Annotated in this window: 20 protein-coding genes; 8 read left to right on the top strand and 12 right to left on the bottom strand. The window is 64.8% G+C overall.

Going from position 1 to position 21,819, the window contains the following annotated elements; all coding sequences use genetic code 11:
- The 11 genes from frr to ABS769_RS12250 form a co-directional block, all read right to left on the bottom strand.
- Positions 1-558 (bottom strand): ribosome recycling factor, encoded by a 558-nt coding sequence (gene frr, locus ABS769_RS12200; protein WP_006452832.1) that lies wholly within the window; start codon positions 556-558, stop codon positions 1-3.
- Positions 559-755: 197 nt separating this feature from the next.
- On the bottom strand, positions 756-1,478 hold the full coding sequence (gene pyrH, locus ABS769_RS12205; RefSeq protein ID WP_006452833.1) for a UMP kinase: 723 nt from the start codon (positions 1,476-1,478) through the stop codon (positions 756-758).
- Between the two features lie 107 nt (positions 1,479-1,585).
- A complete protein-coding gene (locus ABS769_RS12210; protein ID WP_095574863.1) occupies positions 1,586-3,109 on the bottom strand; it encodes a sensor domain-containing diguanylate cyclase in 1,524 nt (507 codons plus the stop codon).
- Positions 3,110-3,390: 281 nt separating this feature from the next.
- A complete protein-coding gene (tsf, locus tag ABS769_RS12215; protein ID WP_434801683.1) occupies positions 3,391-4,296 on the bottom strand; it encodes a translation elongation factor Ts in 906 nt (301 codons plus the stop codon).
- Between the two features lie 143 nt (positions 4,297-4,439).
- Positions 4,440-5,279, bottom strand: coding sequence for a 30S ribosomal protein S2 (rpsB, locus tag ABS769_RS12220; RefSeq protein ID WP_023903440.1), 840 nt, complete (start codon positions 5,277-5,279; stop codon positions 4,440-4,442).
- Positions 5,280-5,925: 646 nt separating this feature from the next.
- On the bottom strand, positions 5,926-6,633 hold the full coding sequence (locus ABS769_RS12225) for a fimbrial biogenesis chaperone (protein ID WP_317061885.1): 708 nt from the start codon (positions 6,631-6,633) through the stop codon (positions 5,926-5,928).
- Between the two features lie 2 nt (positions 6,634-6,635).
- The gene (locus tag ABS769_RS12230) at positions 6,636-6,962 is read right to left on the bottom strand and encodes a hypothetical protein (RefSeq protein ID WP_317061886.1); all 327 of its coding nucleotides are present in this window, start codon (positions 6,960-6,962) and stop codon (positions 6,636-6,638) included.
- 48 nt (positions 6,963-7,010) lie between these two features.
- Entirely contained in the window at positions 7,011-8,045 is a 1,035-nt protein-coding gene (locus ABS769_RS12235) for a Csu type fimbrial protein (RefSeq protein WP_317061887.1), read from the bottom strand.
- Positions 8,042-10,393 carry a fimbria/pilus outer membrane usher protein gene (locus ABS769_RS12240; RefSeq protein WP_317061888.1) on the bottom strand — a complete coding sequence of 784 codons (2,352 nt, stop codon included), beginning with the start codon at positions 10,391-10,393 and terminating at the stop codon, positions 8,042-8,044. The genes ABS769_RS12235 and ABS769_RS12240 overlap by 4 nt, the downstream gene beginning before the upstream one ends.
- 16 nt (positions 10,394-10,409) lie before the next feature.
- The gene (locus ABS769_RS12245) at positions 10,410-11,180 is read right to left on the bottom strand and encodes a fimbrial biogenesis chaperone (protein WP_104551763.1); all 771 of its coding nucleotides are present in this window, start codon (positions 11,178-11,180) and stop codon (positions 10,410-10,412) included.
- A gap of 8 nt (positions 11,181-11,188) precedes the next feature.
- Entirely contained in the window at positions 11,189-11,713 is a 525-nt protein-coding gene (locus tag ABS769_RS12250; protein WP_043909063.1) for a Csu type fimbrial protein, read from the bottom strand.
- 336 nt (positions 11,714-12,049) lie between these two features.
- On the opposite strand from ABS769_RS12250, the gene map reads away from it, so the two are divergent.
- The 8 genes from map to asnB all read left to right on the top strand — a co-directional run bounded on the left by map (position 12,050) and on the right by asnB (position 20,637).
- Entirely contained in the window at positions 12,050-12,826 is a 777-nt protein-coding gene (gene map, locus ABS769_RS12255; RefSeq protein WP_115038029.1) for a type I methionyl aminopeptidase, read from the top strand.
- Entirely contained in the window at positions 12,823-15,432 is a 2,610-nt protein-coding gene (locus tag ABS769_RS12260) for a [protein-PII] uridylyltransferase (RefSeq protein ID WP_317061889.1), read from the top strand. Before map ends, ABS769_RS12260 begins: the two co-directional genes overlap by 4 nt.
- A gap of 16 nt (positions 15,433-15,448) precedes the next feature.
- Positions 15,449-16,648, top strand: a complete 1,200-nt coding sequence (dapD, locus tag ABS769_RS12265) for a 2,3,4,5-tetrahydropyridine-2,6-dicarboxylate N-succinyltransferase (RefSeq protein WP_317061890.1) — start codon at positions 15,449-15,451, stop codon at positions 16,646-16,648.
- Positions 16,645-17,115 carry a hypothetical protein gene (locus ABS769_RS12270; RefSeq protein WP_317061892.1) on the top strand — a complete coding sequence of 157 codons (471 nt, stop codon included), beginning with the start codon at positions 16,645-16,647 and terminating at the stop codon, positions 17,113-17,115. The genes dapD and ABS769_RS12270 overlap by 4 nt, the downstream gene beginning before the upstream one ends.
- Before the next feature lies 1 nt (position 17,116).
- Positions 17,117-17,473 (top strand): arsenate reductase, encoded by a 357-nt coding sequence (locus ABS769_RS12275; RefSeq protein ID WP_006450834.1) that lies wholly within the window; start codon positions 17,117-17,119, stop codon positions 17,471-17,473.
- 44 nt (positions 17,474-17,517) lie between these two features.
- Entirely contained in the window at positions 17,518-18,648 is a 1,131-nt protein-coding gene (gene dapE, locus ABS769_RS12280) for a succinyl-diaminopimelate desuccinylase (protein ID WP_317061894.1), read from the top strand.
- Complete coding sequence (locus tag ABS769_RS12285) at positions 18,648-18,809, top strand: hypothetical protein (protein WP_155767023.1); 162 nt, start codon at positions 18,648-18,650, stop codon at positions 18,807-18,809. The genes dapE and ABS769_RS12285 overlap by 1 nt, the downstream gene beginning before the upstream one ends.
- A 133-nt stretch (positions 18,810-18,942) precedes the next feature.
- Positions 18,943-20,637 (top strand): asparagine synthase B, encoded by a 1,695-nt coding sequence (asnB, locus tag ABS769_RS12290; RefSeq protein WP_317061896.1) that lies wholly within the window; start codon positions 18,943-18,945, stop codon positions 20,635-20,637.
- A 57-nt stretch (positions 20,638-20,694) separates the two neighbouring features.
- Here asnB and hpaM read toward each other — a convergent pair whose 3' ends face one another.
- Entirely contained in the window at positions 20,695-21,744 is a 1,050-nt protein-coding gene (gene hpaM / locus ABS769_RS12295; protein WP_317061898.1) for a type III secretion-associated outer membrane-bound protein HpaM, read from the bottom strand.
- Positions 21,745-21,819 lie beyond the last annotated feature (75 nt).

Raw genomic sequence — 21,819 nt, forward strand, 5'->3', positions numbered from 1 at the left:
TCAGACCGTCATCAGTTCCTGTTCCTTGCCCTTGACGACCTCATCCACGTCCTTGATGGCCTTGTCGGTGAGCTTCTGGATGTCGTCTTCGGCGCTGCGCGCCTCGTCTTCGGTGACTGCCTTGTCCTTGAGCAGATCCTTGACCTGCTGGTTGGCATCGCGCCGGATGTTGCGGATGGCCACCTTGCTGTCTTCGCCTTCGCCATGCACGGACTTGCTGAGCTCCTTGCGGCGCTCCTCGGTCAGCGGCGGCAGGTTCAGACGGATCACGGTGCCGACCACGGTCGGGGTCAGGCCCAGATCCGAGGCGTAGATCGCTTTTTCGACGTCCTTGATCATGCCCTTGTCGAACAGGCTGATGACCAGCGAGCGGCCTTCGGAGACGCTGATGCTGGCAACCTGATTCAAGGGGGTGTCGGTGCCGTATGCCTTGACCTTGATGTTGTCCAGCAGCGCCGGAGAGGCGCGGCCGGTACGCACGGTGGTCAGGGAATGGCGCAGAGCATCGATGCTCTTGGTCATGCGCGTGAGCGCGTCTTGTTTGATCTGGTTGAGCATCGCCGGAATCCGTGTGGAGCTGAATCCGGGGATTATAGCCGGGACTGCGTTTCGAGACTTGCCGGCTGGCAGGGTCCTGCGCAGCCGGTTCACTTGCGGCGCCGCTTCACGCCCGGCGCCGTTATCGATCAGGTATCAGCGCAGTTCCTGGAACGGCGCTTTTGCGATTCCCCAATCCCGATTCCCGATTCCCAACCTCAGCTGCGGCCCTGCACCAGCGTGCCGATCTGCTCGCCGTGCAGGATGCGCAGCAGCACGCCGGGCTCGCTCATGCCGAAGATGCGCAGCGGCAGGTCGCTGTCGCGTGCCAGGGCGAAGGCAGCGGTGTCCATCACTTCCAGGCCCTGCATGATGACCTGGTCGTAGGTCAGGGTGTCGTAGCGCACCGCATCGGTATGCTTCTTCGGGTCCTTGTCGTACACGCCGTCGACCTTGGTTGCCTTGAGCAGCAGGTCGGCACCGATCTCGATCGCGCGCAGCGCCGCACCCGAGTCGGTGGTGAAGAACGGGTTGCCGGTGCCGGCGGCGAAGATGGCGATGCGGCCCTTTTCCAGATGACGGATCGCGCGCCGGCGGATGAAGTCTTCGCACACGTCGTTGATCTTGATCGCGCTCATCACGCGCACCTTGGCGCCGAGCTTTTCCAGCGCGTCCTGCATGGCCAGTGCGTTGATCACGGTGGCCAGCATGCCCATGTGGTCGCCGGTGACGCGGTCCATGCCGCTGGCGGCCAGACCTGCGCCGCGGAAGATGTTGCCGCCGCCGATCACCAGTGCGACCTGCGCGCCGGCCTGCTGCGCTTCGATCACTTCATGGGCGAGGCGATTGATGACTTTGGGGTCGATGCCGTAATCCCCGTCTCCCATCAGCGCCTCCCCGGAAAGTTTGAGAAGAATGCGGCGATAGGGAAGTGCAGACATGGGGGAAACCTCGGTGTGGGGGATCGGCAAACGCCGGCAAGTCTAGCGGAAGCCTGTCACCGGGCGTGGTAAAAATTCGCTTGTCGGGGCGTGACGTGATGCGTTGCTCAGTGCGCGCGCGGCGGCTGCGGGGCTGGCACATCGGTCGCATCGTAAGCGGTGACACGGTTGCGGCCGCGATGCTTGGAGCGATACAGCGTGCTGTCGGCAGCCTGCAATAAATGCTCGATGCTCTCGAACTGGCGGCCGCCGCCGCCATGCGTGGCCAGCCCTGCGGAGAAGGTGATGTGCAGCGGTCCGCTCTGCAATTGCGCCATCGGCGTGCGTGCGGTTTCGACCAGGATGCGCTCGATCACCATCAATGCGGCGTCGGCTGTGGTGTTGGGCAGGATCACCAGGAATTCTTCGCCGCCGTAGCGTGCGACCAGGTCGCTGGTGCGCACCATCCGCTGCAGTGTCTGCGCAAAATTGCGCAGCACTTCGTCGCCGATCAGATGCCCATGCGAGTCGTTGACGCGCTTGAAGTCGTCCAGGTCGATGAAGGCGATCGACAGCGGCCAGCTCTGGCGTGATGCAAGCTCGAATTCGTGCTCGAGCGCAGTGCCCAGCTGATGCCGATTGAACACGCCGGTGAGTGCGTCGCGGCTGGCCTGTTCGGCCAGATGACGCATGCGGTTTTCCGATTCGTCGGCATGCCGGCGCGCTTCGGCCACATCCTGCAACTCGCGCAGGCTGCGCAGCATCGCCAACTCGCGGGCCTGCTCGAAGATCATCTGGATGTGCTCGGGCTGCGGTACGCGGATGTCGAACAGGGCTTCCAGTTCGGGCAGCGATTCGGCGATGCGCTCGATCACTTTTTCGAAGCGTTCGGCGTCCAGTTCCAGCACCTGCTGGGCCTGCTGTTGCGCGTGTTCGGTGGCGGTGACCGCGCTGGCCGACAGCCAGATATCGGCCAGTCGTCCGGACAGCGCGACACAGGCCATGAACGGTTCCAGGCTGGCCGGTTCCTGTTCGCTTTGCGCGATCGCGTTCTGCAGATACGGCGGCAACTGCCATTGATGCGCAAGCCAGGCGCCGACCTCGGCATGGGTTGCGCCCAGGTGCTCGCGCTCGGCTTCCAGCAACGCGGTGTTGTCCGGCGCCTGTTCCAGCAGCGGCGCATACAGCGCGGGTGCGCCTTGCAGCAGAGCCAGTTTGCCGATGTCCTGCAGCAGGCCGGCCAGCATCAATTCTTCGGGTTTGCGGATGCCGTAGGCCTGCCCGAGGATGCGGCTGGCCAGTGCGCATAAGCCGGCACGCCGCCAGATACGATCGTGCAGCGGATGCGCGGTGAAGGTGCTGCGCACGCCGTGCACCATCGAAAACCCAAGTGCCAGGCTCAAGGTGGCATTGAGGCCGAGCATGGTCAGCGCCTGGCCGAGGTTGTCGATGCGGCGGCGGCTGGCGTACAGCGGCGAATTGGCAACGCGCAGCATGCGTGCGCTCAATGCCATGTCCATGCCGATGACATTGGCCGTCGCGGTCATGTCTACATCGGGGTCTTGTGCAAGTTCAATGATGCGCAGCGCGACGCCGGGCGGCGATGGCAGGTTACGGCAGTAGTGCAGGGCGGCTTGGAGGTCTGGTTGCATGATTCATCGCCGACAGTGAGCGCAAGCATACAGCTGCGTTCGTTGAGTGGGGCACGCCAAGCCTTGCCATCGCTGCGCTGCGATGTGCGCGTTCTTGACGCTGAGAGCCTTGTCGGCATTCAGATTTAGCGGCCACCGTCACAACATCTGTAGAGTCGAGGTCGGTTGTCGGTGCGGTGTATGCGTGCGCTTCAGCTTTGAGCGTCGGTGCGGATGCGCATCAGGTTTCAGGCAAAAAAAAAGCCGCGGCATGCCGCGGCTTTTTTTGCGTGTGGCGAAGATCAGGCCAGGCCGGCCTGCTTCATCACTTCGGCGGCGTAGTCTTCCACCACCTTCTCGATGCCTTCGCCAACGGCCAGGCGCTGGAAGCCGATCACCTCTGCACCGGCAGCCTTGACGGCCTGCTCGACGGTCTGATCGGTGTTCAGCACGTACGGCTGCCCGTACAGCGTGACTTCGTTGATGATCTTGCTGATCTTGCCGCTGATGATCTTTTCCAGGATCTCGGCCGGCTTGGACTTGTCCTTCTCGGACATCTTGGCCAGTTCGATTTCCTTTTCCTTGGCAACGAACTCGGCCGGAACGTCGGAGGCCTTGACGTGCGGCGGGTTCATCGCGGCGATGTGCATGGCGATGCCGCGTGCCAGCTCGATGTCGCCACCCTTCAGCTCGACCAGCACGCCGATGCGGCCGCCGTGCACGTAGGCCGCGACGTTGTTGGTGCTGTCGATGCGCACCAGGCGACGCACCTGCAGGTTCTCGCCGACCTTGGCGATGACCGCAGCGCGGCGTTCTTCGATGGTCTCGCCGCTGTCGAGCTTGACGCTCTTCAGCGCTTCGGCATCGGCCGCATCCGAGTTCAACGCAGCGGTGGCCACGATCTCGGTGAAGGCCAGGAAGTTCTCATCCTTGGCGACAAAGTCGGTTTCGGAATTGATTTCGACCAGCACGGCCTTGCCGCCGGCCTGGGCGGTCGCGATGCGGCCTTCGGCGGCAACACGGTCGGCCTTCTTGTCGGCCTTGGCCAGACCCGACTTGCGCAGCCATTCGGCGGCGGCGTCGATGTCGCCAGCGTTTTCGACGAGTGCCTTCTTGCACTCCATCATGCCGGCGCCAGTGCGCTCGCGCAGTTCCTTGACCAGGGAAGCAGTGATTTCCATGGAATTACCTCGTTTGGACGAATGCATGCGGCGGAGATGTTCCGCCAATGAGGAGACGGCGCAATGTGCTGGCCGCCCCCGTAGATGTCTTCAGTGGCCCGGGCGACGGGACGCCATGGTCCCGTCGGGGCTGCGGCCGCACAGCATGGTGCGGCTGCATTGCAGGCCGATTACTCGGCAGCAGGAGCAGCCGGAGCTGCGGCGTCGGCCGGAGCGTCAGCCTTCTTTTCGGTCTTCTCGGCCTTCTTGGCCGGGGCGCGACGGCCCTTGCCTTCGTCGGCGGATTCGGCCGAGAACTCTTCTTCGCGCACCGAAGCGGAGTTCGGAGCAGCAGCCTTGCCTTCCAGCACGGCGTCGGCAGCGGCGCGTGCATACAGCTGCACGGCACGGATGGCGTCGTCGTTACCCGGGATGGCGTAGTCGACCAGGGCCGGGTCGTAGTTGGTATCGACCACGGCGATCACCGGGATGCCGAGCTTCTTGGCTTCCTTGATGGCGATATCTTCATGGCCGATGTCGATCACGAAGATCGCGTCGGGCAGGCGGTTCATTTCCTTGATGCCGCCCAGCGAGGCGTCCAGCTTCTCGCGCTCGCGACGCAGGCCCAGCACTTCGTGCTTGACCAGCTTCTCGAAGGTGCCATCGGTCTCGGCCGCTTCCAGTTCCTTCAGGCGCGCAACCGACTGCTTGACGGTGCGGAAGTTGGTCAGCGTGCCGCCCAACCAGCGCTGGGTCATGAACGGCATGTTGCAACGCTCGGCTTCTTCCTTGATGGACTCGCGCGCGCTGCGCTTGGTGCCCAGGAACAGGATGGTGCCGCGCTTCTGCGCGATCGAGGAGAGGAAGTTCATCGCGTCGTTGAAGAGCGGAACGGTCTTCTCGAGGTTGATGATGTGGATCTTGCCGCGCGCGCCGAAGATGTATGGCGCCATCTTGGGGTTCCAATAACGGGTCTGGTGACCGAAATGGACGCCGGCTTCTAGCATCTGACGCATGGTGACTTGGGGCATTGAAGTAACTCCTGATAGCGGAATCTACGTGCGCGGACTGGACTTTGAAGAGTCCGCACATGGATGTGCGGGCCCTTGCGAAAGGATGCGCACAAACGATTCCGGGGTTGGGCTTCCCTGTCGCCTCCGTGTCGAACCCCTCGCGGGGCACCCCGGCACGGATGGCGGCGGCAGGTGTGAATTCGTCGGTGACGTCCGACGTGGACGACGCAATGCGTAAAGACGCAAAACAGCCGGCGGAGTATAGCTGGCAGGGCGCGTCTGCGCAATTGGTCGGCTTGGGAACATCCAAACTGCGTTGAAGCTCAAGGTCTTGGCGCCTTGAGAGGTTCATTGGAAGTGTGGATGCGTTGGGGCAGAGCGGCTGGTCTGTTGATTGGCTGCGGGGCCCTTGCCCGCCCACCATCGCGGGACACGCCGCAAGTACGTCCATGTAGGCTCTTACGCGGCATCCATGCCGCGTAAGGTCCCGCGACGGTGGGCGGGCAAGGACCAGTGAAGATGGCCGTGTGTATGGTTGCGAGCGGTGAATGCGGCGCGGCGGTCAGGTGCGGTGCGGCCTGATCAGCTCAGTTCGATCCAAACAACTGAGCGGTTTCGTCAACCACTCTAATGCTGCCCCGATTCCCGATTCCCGATTCCCGATTCACGGCTCAAGCGTCAGCGTGGTCTCGATGTCGCTGTTGATGCGTGCCACGAAGCGGCCGCTGCCGGTGGGCAGGTTGGCCGGCAGTGCCCATTGGCGGGTTTGGCCTGGCAACACGTAACCGGCGAGATCATCGCGGATGCTGCGGCGGGTGCCGCCGGCATCGATGTAGGCCAGATCGGCCAGCCGTGCATGGCTGAGCCCGGCATTGTGCACGCTCAGTGCGCGTCCGCCGCCGTGGCCGGACAGGGTGGTCCGCAGCACTGGATTGGGCGCGGCGGGCTGGCTGGGCAGCGCGAATACCGGGGTGGAATAACGCAGCAACTCGGTTTCGTCGCCGGTGGCGTGTTGGGTCACCACCAGTCGATAGCTGTCTTCGGTCTGCACCGGGCTGGGGCCGAGCCGGATCACCCGTAACAGCTGGCGCCCTTGCGACGGGATCTCGAAATGATTCGGGCTGACCGTGGCGCCGGTAGCGGGCTCGAGCACTTCGCGCTCGCCATCCTGCCGCCAGCGGTAGAGCTTGGCTTCGGCGCGCCATGGCAGCGCGGCCTGGTTGTAGAGCCAGACCGTTGCCTGATCGCCGTCGGCCGGGATATGCGCAGTGGTCGGTGCGATGGCGATCTCGGCAGCGCCGGCGCCGCCGTCGATTGCGACGCAGGCCAGCGCAACTGCGATCCAGCAATGAAGGGAGCGTCGCGTGGTCATGGTCAGAACGCGATCGTGGTAATGCGTGCGGCGGTGGCCGGCGCCGGGCCTGCCAATGCACTGGCGTCCTGGCCGGTGCTGGCGATGGCCGATGTTTCGGCGGCACGCGCCGGCTGGGCGATTGCCATCGGCGTGCCCCTGGAACAACTGGCGCGCGGCGGCGTGGTGCGCAGCTCGCAACCGCTGAGCAGGCGCAGGCCGATGTGCAGGGTGGAATTTTCCGGGCCGCGGCTGGCGGCAGCATTGGCCACAGACGCGCTGCAGAACAGAGCAAGCAGCATCAGGCGCTTCAGGAGGGTGACCGGCATCATGAAGGCAATCGTTTGCATTGGAGACGTAACAAATAGCGACGCCCCGGATGCGAACTTGATTAACTGTCAATAAGTGATGGAGACGGTCACCGTGTCGTTGTAGTCGCCTGCGATGGGGAGTTGCGGTGCGGGCGCGCGGCCGTAAACGGTCACCGTCTGGGCCACTCCGTTGCCGGTGCCGCTGAGCGTATCGACACCAATGCTGGTCCCCCAACGGCTGCCGCGGCCGACGTCTCTGTAGAGCTCATAGGTGATGTAATTGGCGCTGCTGGAATGCCGCATGCGTCGGAGACTGCCCGTGGCGTTGATGCCGTCGCCCAGCCCGATGTTCCAGGCGGTGCGGTTGGTGCAGGTCAGGCTGATGGTGGAGCTGCGGTCGATGGCGGTGCTGATGGTGCCGGCAATGCTGCCGAAATCCAGGTCGGTGGTGACGTAGGTATTGCAGCGTGCCGGCACGTTGGCCGAGGCGGTGAACGGGAAGGCGTTGCTGGCGGTCTTGGCGCCGCTGCCGCCGGCCATGCAACTGCCCGGAAGCGATGGGACGCCGATGATGCTCTCGTTGTAGGCGTAGCGCAGCACGGTGTCGGCGCCGCCGAAACTGCTGGTGTGGTTGCCGACCGACAGGATCTGGTTGGCTGGAATGCGTCCGTACAGCGTGATGGTGGCCGTCTGCGAGCCACCGGTGATCACCGGGACGCCGTACGACAGCGTCAAGGTGCGCGGCGATGGCGTTGTGGATCCGGTGGCGCCCCAGATCTGGGTGCGCGTGGCATCGCTGTAGACCTGGAAGTCCAGGCTGTCGCTGGTGGAGTTGAGCATGCGGCGTGGTACATACAGCCCGCTGCTGGCGCTGCCCGGCCCCAGGTCCAGGCAAAGGCTTACTTGTGCATAGCCCAGGACGCTGAGCGCGGCGGTTGCGCAGGAGACGTTGAGCGTTGCCACTGCATCGGTGGTGCCATTGGCTGCCACATTGCCGAACGCCAACGGCGTGCCCAGCGTGACGGTACACGTGGTGTCGGCCTGCGCGCGCTGGCTTGGTGTCAGCCATAACATCGCGATAGCCAGTGCAATCACCAGGCGCCAGATGCGGTGCAGGGTCATGGCGTTTTCTGCTCGGTGACGCATTGCAGTGGTCCCACCCGCGGAATGCCGCTCGGGTTGGCCGGATAGGTGAACTGCGCGCTGCAGCGGCCCTGCGGCAAGTCGACCAGCAGGCGGTTGTCGCTCTGCAGATTGTCCAGATAGGTTTCGCCGTCGTAGCCGACCACGACGCGTTCGGCATCGCCCTCGCGCTGCACCACGCTGCCCACCGGCAGCGGGGCGCCTTGTGCGTCGTGCAGCACGATGATTGCCGCACGCACGCGGGTGATGCCGAAGCGCACTGCGACGCCGGATTGCTGGCGCGGCGTCACTGCGGTATCGACGCGATCCACGCGCAGATCTGCCGGCAAGGTCAAGGTGTCGATCGACAACTGGTTGCGCTGCCACGATTGCAGCGGGGTGACCAGCAGCGTGCCGCGCGCATCGGTGACGCCGATCAGGCGATTTTCCAGCCGCACCGGAATGCCGGCCTGGCCGTCGGTGGACACCACCGCAAAGGCATCCTGGATATCGCGCGCGGCAAAGCCACGCCCGTTCATCCACACCAGGCTGCCGCTGGCGCTGGCATAGCCGAAGTTGTCGCCATCCTGATTGGCCGCGCCGAGGTTGTAGCGGCCGACCCGGTTCAACCAGCCAAGTTCGGCCAGCCCGCCGCTGGCATCGTCGCCGGCACGCCCCTGCAGGCGCCAGCCGATGCCGCCCAGGTCGCCGTCGCCCGGTAACGGCTGGCTAACATCGGCCACAAATCCGGTGCGGTTGCCGTTGCGCTGCATCGATGCGCTGGCCTGACGCAGCTCGCCGAAGGTGGTCGATAGCGACAGATACAGGCTGCGATCGCTGCGCACGTCCAGGTTCTGATTGCCGGACAGATTGGCGGCCCAGTTGCGCCCGAAACTGCGCGACCAGAACACGCTGGCATAGCGCGAGGTGTCGCCTTGCGGATAGCTCAGCCGCACGTAGCTGGTGCCGAGCGAGCCGATCGGAGCGACGTTGACGCCGAACACCGCGCGGTCGCTGATGCGTGCCGGCAATGCGCCCTGCAGCGCGCCCAAGTCGCGGTAGTCACCGTGGGTGCGCTGGGTGCCGAGATTGAAGTTGAAGCGACGGTTGTTCCAGGCGTAACCCAGTACGTACTGGCCGCCGCGCAGGTCGTCCATCTGGCTATGCGCATAGGCGATATTGAACACGCCACCCACGCCAAGCAGCCAGATCCCGCCGGCCCCGGCGTTGACCACGCCGCCGCCGGCTTCGGCCTGCGCCTCGATGGTGAAATCGTCGCGCAGGCCCTTGCGCAACGTGGCGCTGGCGACCGTGCGCGCATCGTAGGAAAACGAGCGCACGCCGTAGTCCTGGCGCAGGTGGCCGATCCCGGCCGACCATTCGGAAATGCCGCGCGCCAGCAGTTGCGGGGTGCCGTAGAACGCGAAGTCCAGCCGGCGCACGCGGCCGAACGCATCGGTCACCACGATCTGCGCCTGGCCGGTGCCGCTGATGCCCGGCTGTGCGGCCAGCTGAAACGGCCCGGCCGGCACCTGGCCGCTGTATTGGCGCAGGCCATCGACATACAGCTCGATGGTTGAAGGCACCGCCGCTTCGCCCAGAAAACTCGGCGTCGGCGTCAGCACGCGATAGGGCTGCAAGGCGTAATTGCGGCCGATCTGCACGCCGCCCAGGCGGATCGAGCGGCTCCAGTCGACAAAGCCGCTGTAGAAATCGCCGACCGTCAGGCTGGTGGCTGTATCCGGGAAATCCATCTGCCAGGCGCTGTCCAGACGCACCGCTTCGCTGCGCCAGCGCTGGTCTTGCGGACGGTCGTAGGCCAGGAACACGGCGGTGGTGTCGACCATGCCGCGGCCGACGCCGAAGCCGCGCAGTTCGGTCGCCAACGACACGCTGCTGGCCCCGGCATTGCGTGTGGCATAGACGTCGTAATTGAGCAGCATGCCCGGGGAGGCGGTGGCGCTGGGCGGGGCGACTTCTTCGGCTTTCAATACCGTGGTGGAGAGCGACAGCTGCGCCAGCGGCACCTGCAGCGCCAGCCGCTGCAGCGCGGCGTCGTAGCGCACTTCCACATCGGGCAGGCGATCCAGATCGACCAGCTCGCCGGCGCTGCGCTCGGCCAGGATGAAACCGAGTTTGCGCAGCGTTTCGACCGACCCACGCAGGTGGCCGTCCACCAGTTCGAACGGCGCCAGGCCGCGGTCGGCCTGATTCAGGGTGACATCCAGGTACAGCGTCTGCGGCAGTGCGCTGGCGCTTTGCGGGGTTTGATCGGGCAGCGCGGCAACGTCGGCCAGATCGACAGCCGCGGCGCTTCCCAGGCAGGTGGCGGTCGCGAGCAGCGTCATCGCCAGCCGGGCCGTGTCACGGCGCTGTCGGCGTTGCCAACAGGGTGCGTTCGTCCGCCTCACCATTGATCCTTGCGATGATGGTGCCGCGGGCGAACTGCGCCAGCGGTGCACCCAGCGACCAGCGCATGGTCTGGCCGGGCAGCACATAGCCCACCAGTCCGTTCAATGTGGTCTTGGTCGCGCCATCGACGCGATGCTGCAGGTCGGCGACTTGGGCATGCCCATTGCCGGTGTTGCTGATCTGGATCTGCGCATTGCCGTCGCTGCCGGCCACCACTTGCGTGCTCAAGGTCGGCGTGGGCTCGGCTTTTCCGGGCGGCAGCACGAAGATCGGCACCGAGTAGCGCAGCACGAACTGCATGCCCTTGCGGTCGGCATCGGCGTTGGGCAATTCGTCCACGATGATGCGGTAGCAGACTTCCTGGCTGGTCGGCGCAGGCCCGGCGCGGATCACCCGGATCAGCTGACGCTCGCCGGCGGCCAGCGTGCGCATCGGTGGGCTGACCAGCAGTTCCTGGGTCGGGTCGAGCTGGTCCTGCCCGTCGCGCTGGGTCCAGCGATAGGCGCGGGTCTGCACCTGCACCGGCACGCCGCCGCTGTTGCTCAGCCACAACCCGTCGGCGGACTGTTCTGCGCTCAGCGTCAGCGAGGTCGGTGCCAATTGCAGGCTGGCTGCGCGCGCCGATAGCAGCGGCCAGGCGCTGCTCAGCGCGAGCGTCAAGACCATTGCGGTCGTGACCAGCCACGCCGGCATGCGAGACGACAGGCGGTGGTGCAAGGGCATGCGCGCGCTCAATAGACGATCGTGGCGGTGATCGTGTCCTGGTACGCACCGGTTGCCGGATTGTTGGCGGACGGGTTGGTCACACGGCCGTAGACCGGATAGACCTGGTTGATGCCGGTGGCGGTACGACTCAGCGTATTGGTGCCGCTGGTGCTGCCCCACACCGTGCTGCGTCCCAGATCCTGGTACAGCTGGTAGGCGATGAAGTTGTTGGTGGTGACCAGCGCATCGGTGTTCTTCATGCGGCGGGTGGTGACGTCGTTGGCGGTGCCGGCATTGCTGCCTGCGCTCAAGGCAATGTTGTACGGCGTCAACGCGGTGCACTGTGCGGTCACGCTGCCGTTGGCGTCGGCATTGGCGGTCGAGGTGGACAACACCGAGCCGAAGTCGACGTCCGTCGCAGACGCCGCCGTGATGGTGCAGGCCTTGGTGACGGCGATCTTGACGTTGAATGTGGTGGTATCGGCTGCTGTGGCAACGCCAATGGTCGAGAGCAGGCCGAGGGACAGCAGGACAGGACGGACAGTACGCATGGACATTTCCTTGACCGGTCTGGTCATTGGTGACGCGACGACGTGTCGCCCTTCCTCCAATGCATCAGCTGTGCCAAACGATAACGCCGAATTCACGCGATAACGCCGAATTCACGCGCTATCTAGCTGTTTAATCTGGCTCTTTTCGCAAAAATGGGATGTCCTGCGGATGACTCCGTTAATGGAGAATTTGACGGTTTCTGAACTATGTCACACATGAATGCGCGGTGACGCCAGTTTTCTGCTGCACCGCCCGCTTCTGCGTAACGGCTTGTTTTGCAAAAATCGGCTGCACGGGTCGTTCAGATTCAGCCCGAATCGGCGATAATCCGGACCATGAGCGTCAATCTAAAAACCAAAGAAGAAATCGAGCTGATGCGCGTCGCCGGCCGCCTGGCCGCCGAAGTGCTCGACATCGTGGCCCCGCACGTGCAACCGGGCGTGACCACTGCCGAGCTGGACCGCATCTGCCACGACCACATCGTCAACGTGCAGGGGACCATTCCTGCCAATGTCGGTTATCGCGGCTTCCCCAAGAGCGTGTGCACCTCGGTCAATAACGTGATCTGTCACGGCATCCCGAGCGCGGCCAAAGTCCTGAAGGAAGGCGACATCGTCAATATCGATGTCACCGTCATCAAGGACGGCTGGCACGGCGATACCAGCCGCATGTATTACGTCGGCACGCCGTCGGTGATGGCCAAGCGTCTGGTCGATACCACCTACGAAGCGATGTGGCGCGGCATCCGTGCGGTCAAGCCGGGTGCGACGCTGGGCGATGTGGGCCATGCGATCCAGAAGTTCGCCGAAGCCGAGCGCTTCAGCGTGGTGCGCGATTACTGCGGTCACGGCATCGGCAAGGTCTATCACGACGAGCCGCAGGTGATGCATTACGGCCGTCCCGGCGAAGGCCTGGTGCTCAAGCCCGGCATGACCTTCACCATCGAGCCGATGATCAACGAAGGCACCTACCACCATAAGACGCTGCCCGATGGCTGGACCGTGGTCACCAAGGACCGCAAGTTGTCCGCGCAGTGGGAACACATGGTCGCGGTGACCGAAGACGGCGTGGATGTGCTGACGCTGTCGCCGAACGCGCCCGCCCCGGTATGACGGCCACGCCGGCGGATCGACCCGACCCGGGTGTCGCCGGCGATGCCGAGTGGGCCGCGCAGGCCCGTCCGCTGCTGGTGCATGCGGACATGCGGCTGTGCAAGCGCTTCGATCAAGGCGAACCGATCGAACGCCTGGTGGCCTTGCGCGCACGCGCGGTCGACCAATTGATGCGCAATGCCTGGACGCGCTGCATCCCGGCCGATGCCGGGTTGTCGCTGCATGCGGTTGGCGGTTACGGGCGTGGCGAACTGTTTCCGCGTTCGGATGTGGATGTGCTGGTGCTGGGCGAAAGCGCGGTGCAGCAACAGCATGAGCAGGCCCTGGCGCGCTTGTTCGCGTTGCTGTGGGATGTGGGCTTGCCGATCAGTCATGCGGTGCGCTCCGCTGCGCAGTGCACCGCCGCTGCAGCCGACCAGACCGTGCTGACCGCATTGATCGAATCGCGCCCGCTGGTTGCAGGGAGCGAGGCGCGCGCAGCACTGGCCGCAGCGATCGCCCCGCAACGGGTCTGGCCGGCGCGCGAATTCTTCCAGGCCAAGCGCGAAGAGCTGCTGGCGCGGCATCAGCGCTTTGGCGACACCGCCGACAATCTGGAACCGGACATCAAGGACGGACCTGGCGGCTTGCGCGATCTGCAAACGCTGGGCTGGATGGCGCTGCGCGCCTTCGGCGTCAAGGATCTGGAAGCGCTGGTCGGGCTCGGCCATGTCGGCTTCGACGAAGCTGCGGCGCTGCGGCGCGAGCGCGAAGAACTGGCGCGGCTGCGCTTCGGTTTGCATATCGTCGCCAACCGGCCGGAAGAACGCCTGCGTTTCGACTATCAAAAGACCCTGGCACAGCGGCTGCGGTTTGCCGACGACCCGGAAAGCCTGGGCGTGGAAAAGATGATGCAGCGCTTTTATCGCAGCGCTGCATTGATCCGCCGCATCAGCGACCGGTTGTTGCAGCGCTTCGAAGAACAATTCGATGGCGAAGCGGTACCGGAACCGATCGGTGGCGGCTTCAGCCTGCGCCGCGGCTATCTGGCGGCCGACGCGGACGACTGGCCGGGCGGCGATGTGCTGCAGGTGTTCGCCTTGTTTGCGCAGTGGGCGGCCCATCGCGAGGTGCGCGGCCTGCATTCGCTGACCGCGCGCGCGCTGGCCGAGGTGTTGCGCGAGTTGCCGGCTTACGACGTGGCCGACGCCACTGCGCGCGACCGCTTCATGGGGCTGCTGCGCGGCCCGCGTGCGATGGAAACGCTCAATCGCATGGCGCGCCTGGGCGTGCTGGGGCAGTGGATTCCCGCATTCGCCAGTGTGTCCGGGCGCATGCAGTTCGACCTGTTTCATGTCTACACGGTGGACCAGCACACGCTGATGGTGCTGCGCAATATCGCGCTGTTTGCGGCCGGTCGCGCCGACGAGCGGTTTTCGATCACCCACGAAGTCTGGCCGCGCTTGCGCAAGCCGGAATTGCTGCTGCTGGCCGGTCTGTTTCACGACATCGCCAAGGGCCGCGGCGGCGATCATTCCGAGCTGGGTGCGGTGGATGCGCGCGCGTTCTGCCAAGCGCATCGGCTCAGCGAAGGCGATACCGCGCTGGTGGCCTGGCTGGTGGAGCAGCATCTGCGCATGTCGGTGACCGCGCAGAAGCAGGACATCTCCGACCCTGAGGTGATCCATCGTTTCGCCACGCTGGTGGGCACGCGCGAACGGCTGGACTATCTGTATCTGCTGACCTGCGCCGACATCGCCGGCACCAGCCCCAAGTTGTGGAATGCCTGGAAGGACCGGCTGCTGGCCGATCTGTATTTCGCTGCGCGCCGCGCCTTGCGCGAAGGTCTGGAACATCCGCCGCCGCGCGAAGAACGCCTGCGCGAAGCGCGCGAGTCCGCGCGCGCGCTGATGCAGGCGCAAGGGCATGACGATGCCACCATCGATCGTCAGTTCGCCGGCATGCCGGACGAGAATTTCCTGCGTTTCCGTCCGGAGCAACTGGCCTGGCAGGCGGTGTCGCTGATCGAAGTGCAGATCGGCCAGACCACGGTCAAGGCGCGTCGCGCAGTGCCGGACAACGACGCACTGGAAGTGTTCGTGTATTCGCGCGACCGGGACGGGTTGTTCTCGGCGATCGTCTCCACGCTGGATCGCAAGGGTTACGGCATCCACCGCGCACGCGTGCTGGATGCACCCAACGATGCCATCTTCGACGTGTTCGAAGTGCTGCCGCAGGACAGCTCTGCCGATGGCGACCCGCAGCGTCTGGCTGCGGCCTTGCGGCAGGTGCTGGCCGGCGACCTGCAGAAGGTGCGTCCCTCGCGGCGTGCGGTGCCGCGCCAGCTGCGCCATTTCCGCTTTGCGCCGCGCGTGGAATTCAGCGAAAGCGCTGGCGGCCGCCGCACCCGCATCAGCCTGGTGGCGCCCGATCGCCCCGGCTTGCTGGCCGACGTAGCCAACGTGCTGCGCCTGCAACACCTGCGCGTGCACGACGCGCGCATTGCCACCTTTGGCGAGCGCGCCGAAGACCAGTTCCAGATCACCGACGAGCACGACCGCCCGTTGTCCGAATCCGCCCGGCAGGCGCTGCGCGATGCGCTGTGCGCCTGTCTCGATCCCACCTAGCACCTCCGGAGACCCCATGGCTACCAAGAAGACTGCGCGCAAGCAGAGCGCGACCACGACCAGCGCAGCGCCTGCGCGCGCGACCGCAAAGAGCAGCAAGGCGAGCGGCAAGCCGAGTGACAGCAAGTCGGTCGGCAAGCCGGTAAGTAAGCCGGTCAGCAAGCCAGGCAAGCTGCCTGTTGCGCGCAAGGCCACCGCTGTCGCAGCTGCCGGCACCAAGGCTGCTGCCAAGAAGAACGTTGCAAAGAAAGTCGCCGCCAGTGCACCGCGCGTGGCCAAGCAGCCGACCAGCGTGGTGTCTGCGCCGGCGGCCAAAAAGGCTGCCGCTGCGAAGAAACTGCCGATCGCCGAAAAGGCCGTGCACAGCGTTGCCGCGCAGGTGGGCACTGACGAACTCAAATTCGGTATCGAGAGCGCATTCGAGCGCCGCGCCAGCTTGACCATCGACGAAATCGACGGCTCCACCCGCGCCATCGTCACCCGCGTCATCGACGGATTGGAGAGCGGCGAGTTCCGCGTCGCCGAGCCGGACGGGCAGGGCGGCTGGACCGTCAACGAGTGGTTGAAGAAGGCCGTGCTGCTGTATTTCCGCGTCAACGAGATGGCGGTGATCGAGGCGCAGCCGGCGCCGTTCTGGGACAAGGTGGAATCGCGTTTTGCCGGGTTCAACGAGGCCGAGTTCCGCAAGGCCGGTGTGCGTGTGGTGCCGGGCGCGGTGGCGCGTCGCGGCAGCTATTTCGGCAAGGACGTGGTGCTGATGCCGAGCTTCACCAATATCGGCGCGTACGTCGGCGAAGGCAGCATGGTCGACACCTGGGCCACGGTGGGGTCGTGTGCGCAGATCGGCAAGCACTGCCATCTGTCCGGCGGCGCCGGCATCGGCGGCGTGCTGGAACCGCTGCAGGCCAGCCCGACCATCATCGAAGATCATTGCTTCATCGGCGCGCGTTCGGAAGTGGTGGAAGGCGTGGTGGTGGGCCATCACAGCGTGATCGGCATGGGCGTGTTCATCGGCCAGAGCACGCGCATCTACAACCGTGCCACCGGCGAAATCTCGTATGGCTATGTGCCGCCGTATAGCGTGGTGGTGTCCGGGCAGCTGCCGTCCAAGGATGGCTCGCACTCGCTGTATTGCGCGGTGATCGTCAAGCAGGTGGATGCCAAGACGCGCAGCAAGACCAGCGTCAATGAGCTGCTGCGTGGCCTTGCCGATTGAGCACGCAACCGAACGTGCACGAGGGCATCCTCTCCAGGGCTGCATCGCGCTGGGTGCGGTGGGGCATCCCGGCATTCTGGCTGGGCTGGGGCGTGCTTTACACGGTCGGTGTGCTGACCCGCGATCCTAGGGTCACAACCGGCGGGCCGTGGCATTGGATCGTGCCGGCGCTGGTGGTGGCGATGGCCCTGCGTTGGCTGCGGCAAACGGCGCGTTGGGCGCAGGTGTACGACGCCGGCGATGCCTTGCTGGTCGAGCACCAGGGACGGCGGCAGCGCATCGACCTGCGTGACCTGCGCGCGGTCGAGCCGGCCTGGCTGATTCCGCCGGTGCGCCTGGCACTGCAGGTGCAGGCCGGCGACGCACCGGTGATCTTCCTGCCTGCCCGCGGCCGGTCGGCCGAACTGCTTGCCACCGACCTGATGGCGCGCGCCGATGCGCGCCGCGCAACCACAGGAGCTGCATGAAATGACCACGCTATACGGACTCAAAAACTGCGACACCTGCAAAAAAGCCACCAAGTGGCTGGACCGCTTCGATGTCGCCTACACCTTCGTCGATTACCGCGATCACAAGCCCGAGCCGGAGACGCTGGTGGCGTGGGCCGAGCAGGCCGGCGGATTCGATGCGCTGATCAACAAGTCGTCGACCACCTGGCGGCAACTGCCGGACAACCGCAAGGCCGCCGCCAGCGCCGCCGAATGGAAACTGCTGCTGCGCGAATATCCGCAGCTGATCCGCCGCCCGGTGGTCATCACCGATGACGGCCAGCTCAGCCAGGGATTTTCGGACAACGGCTTCAAGCAGCGCTTCGGCGTTGCGTGAGCCGGTGCTGCCGCAGCTCCCCACTTCTCCAGTGATTCCCGATCATGTCCGACATTATTGACCTCACCTGTGAACTGATCTCTCGCCCGTCGGTGACGCCGGACGATGCCGGCTGCCAGGAACTGATCGCGCAGCGGCTGGCGCGCGCCGGCTTTGCTATCGAACACCTGCGCCTGGGCGAGGTGGACAATCTATGGGCCACGCACGGCAGCGGTGCGCCGGTGCTGGTGCTGCTCGGGCATACCGATGTGGTGCCGCCGGGGCCGCGCGAGGCGTGGACCAGCGATCCGTTCGACCCACAGATTCGCGATGGAGTGCTGTACGGGCGCGGTGCTGCCGACATGAAAAGTGGAGTGGCCGCGTTCGTGGTCGCCGCCGAGCAGTTCGTTGCCGCGCATCCGCAGCACACCGGCACGTTGGCACTGCTGTTGACCTCCGACGAAGAAGGCGATGCCATCGATGGCGTGCGGCGTGTGGCCGAGCTGTTCCGCGAACGTGGGCAGGCGATCGATTGGTGCATCACCGGCGAGCCGTCGTCCACCGAGCGGCTGGGCGACCTGCTGCGGGTCGGCCGCCGCGGCAGCCTGTCCGGCACGTTGACGGTGAACGGCGTGCAGGGGCATGTGGCGTATCCGCACAAGGCGCGCAATCCGATCCATCTGGCAGCGCCGGCGTTGGCCGAACTGGTTGCGCGGCGGTGGGACGACGGCTTCGAAAGTTTTCCGCCGACCAGCCTTCAGGTTTCCAATATCCATGCCGGCACCGGCGCCAACAACGTGATTCCGGGCGAGCTGCAGGTGGCCTTCAATCTGCGTTACACCCCGCATTGGGATGCACCGCGATTGGAAGCGGAGATTGCCGCAGTGCTGGATCGCCACGCGCTGGAGTACTCGCTGCGTTGGCATCGCAGCGGCGAGCCGTTCTACACTCCCGAAGGGCGCCTGCGCAGCGTCGCGCGCGAGGTATTGGGGCAGTTTGCCGGCGCACCGCCGGAAGAAAGCACTGGCGGCGGCACCTCCGATGCGCGCTTCATCGCGCCTCTAGGTGCGCAATGCATCGAGGTCGGCCCGGTCAACGCCAGCATCCACCAGGTCGACGAGCATGTGCGCGTGGCCGATCTGGAGGCCTTGCCGACGCTCTATCGCACATTGATCGAGCGGCTACTGGTCGAATGATGTCCCGTCTGCCGCCGTCGTTGCCGCTGAAACAGTTGCGTCATCGAAAACGAACCGTTAGCGTCGGCTGCATGGTCCTTCGCCTCGCCAACCTCAATAACGCCAACCGCAACAATCTGCGCGCGAATAATCGTGCGCGGCCGATGCGGATCTGCGACTAGGCGAAGTACAGCAAGCGCCCAGGAATCAGAAAACCCGCATCGGCCGATGCGGGTTTTTTTTATGGGTGTCATTCTCGTGCAGCACGCTCTTCCACCAGCCGCCAACCCCCGCAGTTTTTTCAGGAGTGTTTCCATGTGTTCCATCTTCGGTATTTTCGGCCTGCAACCCGGTGACGATCTGCAGGCATTGCGCCGGCAGGCACTGGAATGTTCGCAACGGCAGCGGCATCGCGGTCCGGACTGGAGCGGCGTGTATGTCGATACCGGCGCGATCCTGGTGCATGAGCGCCTGGCCATCGTCGACCCGGCCGGTGGTTCGCAGCCGTTGCTGTCCGAAGATAGGCAGCTCGCCCTCGCGGTGAACGGCGAGATCTACAACCATCGCGAGCTCAAGCAGGAGCTGACGCAGCCGTACGCGTTCCAGACCGGCTCCGATTGCGAGGTGATCAACGCGCTGTATCGCGAAGACGCACCGGCTTCGTACCTCAATCGCCTCAACGGCATCTTTGCGTTCGCGCTATGGGACAAGGCCGCCGGGCGGGTGATCATCGCGCGCGACCCGATCGGTGTGGTGCCTCTGTACTGGGGCCATGATCGCGAAGGCCGCTTGCGGGTGGCCTCCGAACTGAAATCGCTGGTCGACGATTGCGCCGATGCAGCGCAGTTCCCGCCCGGCCATTGGTACGACAGCGCCACCGGCGCATTGAGCCGCTACTACGAGCGCGCCTGGCGCGAATACGCCGAAGTGGAAGGCGTGCAGGTGCAGTTGCAGGAATTGCGCGAGGCGTTCGAGCGTGCAGTGCATCGCCAGTTGATGACCGACGTGCCGTACGGCGTATTGCTGTCTGGCGGTCTGGATTCGTCGCTGGTCGCGGCCGTTGCCGCGCGCTACGCACGTCATCGCATCGAAGAGAACGACACCACCGAAGCCTGGTGGCCGCGCCTGCATTCGTTCGCGATCGGCTTGAAAGGCTCCCCGGATCTGGCCGCCGCCGAAGTTGCTGCCGCCGCGCTGGGCACTGTGCATCACGGCTTCGAATACACGTTCGAAGAAGGTCTGGATGCGCTGCCGGAAGTCATCCGTCATATCGAGACCTACGACGTCACCACCATTCGCGCGTCCACGCCGATGTTCCTGCTGGCGCGGCGGATCAAGGCGATGGGCGTCAAGATGGTGCTGTCCGGCGAAGGCAGCGACGAAATCTTCGGCGGCTATCTGTACTTCCACAAGGCGCCGAACGCGCGCGAATTCCACGAGGAACTGGTGCGCAAGCTCGACGCACTCAACAACTTCGATTGCCTGCGCGCCAACAAGTCGATGATGGCCTGGGGCGTGGAGCCGCGCGTGCCGTTCCTGGATCGCGAGTTCCTGGATGTGGCGATGCGCATGGATGCCAGTTTCAAGATGATCGACAAGACCAGCAGCGGCGCCATGCGCATGGAAAAGGGCGTGTTGCGCGAAGCCTTCGCCGGCTATCTGCCCGAGTCGATTCTGTGGCGACAGAAAGAGCAGTTCAGCGATGGCGTGGGCTATGGCTGGATCGATGGACTCAAGGCGCATGCCGAAGCGCATGTGAGCGACCGCGAGCTGGCCGCAGCCGACAAGCGCTTCCCGGTCAACCCGCCGCAGACCAAGGAAGCGTACTTCTATCGTACGCTGTTTGCGCAGTTCTTCCCCAGCCAGGCGGCTGCGGAGACGGTGCCTGGTGGCAAGTCGATCGCGTGTTCGTCGCCGACCGCGATTGCCTGGGATGCGAGTTTTGCTGCGATGGCCGACCCGTCCGGCCGTGCGATTGCCGGCGTGCACGAACAGGCGTTGGCTTCGTAACGTCGCTACAACTGCAGCGGCCGGCAGGTACTCACGCACTGCCGGCCGCTGTTGCGATCACTCGTGGCGCACGCAATAGCCGTAGCGCTGCGGCTCGATATCCACACCGGCCACATCGGCCTGGTTGTTGCGCCACAGGTTCGGCTTGAAGTCGCCCGCAGTGCAGTTGGCAGCGCGGTCCACGCCGATGGTGTAAGTGAACGGATTGCTGGCAAAGCGGTTGTTCTCGAACACGTTGTCCTGGCTCATGCTGTTGTCCCAGCACAGGATTTCCGGGGTGCGGTAGCGAATCGCGCAAGCCAGAAAGATGCCGGCGACCTTGTTGCCTTCGAACTGATTGTTGCTGAAGCGGTTGCGCCGCGCATCCGACAGATAGATGCCCTGGCTGCCATTGCGCTCAAAGCGGTTGTTGCGGATTTCGCTGTCTTCCAGGTGCTCGGTGGTCAGGCCTGCCGCCACGTTGTCGTGGATGTAGTTGTTGACCATGGTGACCTTGGCGGTGCGATTGAACGACACGCCATCCCAGATCGCCCCGGAGACGTCGTTGTTTTCGATGGTGATCTCGCGCGTGTCGTACTCGCTCAGCAGGCAGGCGCTGCGGCACTTGTTGACCTGCAGGCCGGCAAGCCGGATGCCCTGGCCGGAACGCACCACCACCGCGCTATTGCTCAGGTACGGGCGCTCGGGCATGAATTCCTTGTCGCCGGTGCTGGCGACGATCTGCATGTCTTCGATGCTAACGTTGCGGATCACACCGATCGGCTGCTGATTTTCGTAATCGCCGACCACCAGCGCCGGCTGCTGCACGCCATCGGCCATGCGCAGCAAGGTGGTCGGGCCCTTGCCGCGCAAAGTGAGATTGCCGCGGTGGATCGAGACCAGGCCGTTGAGCGGAAATTCGCCTTTTTCCAAGCACAACACCGCAGGCGTATCGCTTTGCGGAAGCTTGTCGATGGCTTTTTGCAGATCCTGGCCGGGGCGCACTTTGGCGGTGCACGCGGCGACGGGCGCGTCCGGTGGGCCCGCTTGTGCGGGTGGCGCAGCCGAGCAGGCAGTGGCAATGAACAATGGCAACAGGGCGGAAACGGAGCGGGCAAGCTGAGGCATGCGGATTCCGGTCAGTGAGGGGAGGGGAGCGATGGTGTGGAGATGACTCCATATCGCGACGGCCTCTAGTGTGTC

The sequence above is a fragment of the Xanthomonas hortorum genome, from assembly GCF_040279205.1.
Lineage (GTDB): Bacteria > Pseudomonadota > Gammaproteobacteria > Xanthomonadales > Xanthomonadaceae > Xanthomonas > Xanthomonas hortorum_F.